This is a genomic window from Candidatus Symbiothrix dinenymphae, assembly GCF_001431085.1.
The window spans coordinates 1-560 of the sequence record NZ_BBRU01000267.1; the positions used below are offsets into that span (position 1 = coordinate 1).

Sequence of the window (560 nt, forward strand, 5' to 3'; positions counted from 1 at the left end):
ATACAAAGGCGGAATCACCAACATCTTATATTGGCTGAAATCCGACCATTGGTCACAGGGTACAATATCCGTTTCTATATTTTGCCGATACAGGGCACTATGCACCAATTGATCCGGATATTGCGCTTTATTCGTGTAATACATGAATCTCAAGGCGTGGTAGGAATCATGGCTGTAAAGAATGGCAACTTTATTGTCTTTTTTCAGATTCATCAACCGGGGTCCTACTTTTTTCAGTTCACGTCCGATAACCGAAACTTCCTTGTATAGACGGTTGGGTTCGAGGTCATGCCCCAAAACGCCACCCCAATACGTTTCTTGACCGTAATGTAAGCTGTGCCAATGCCAATATTGCACCATATTTGAACCCGATGCCAGATGCGCATACACGTTTTGACGGGGTTGTCCATCGAACTGCGGATTCTGGTTGCGTGAATTGTTAAAACCTGTTCCTTGCGCCGATGTCTCGGTAACAAGATAATTACCTTTGGCTACCGTGCGCATAAAATCGCCCGAATAGGCAATGTACCACCCGTCCTGTCCATTCTGTACGGCATGAT

General features: G+C 45.4%; 1 protein-coding gene. It reads right to left on the minus strand.

All coding sequences use genetic code 11. The features are described 5' to 3' along the window. Window positions 1-560: alpha-amylase family protein (locus tag ASC50_RS03470; RefSeq protein ID WP_193391197.1), on the minus strand; the 560-nt coding region annotated here is incomplete at both ends.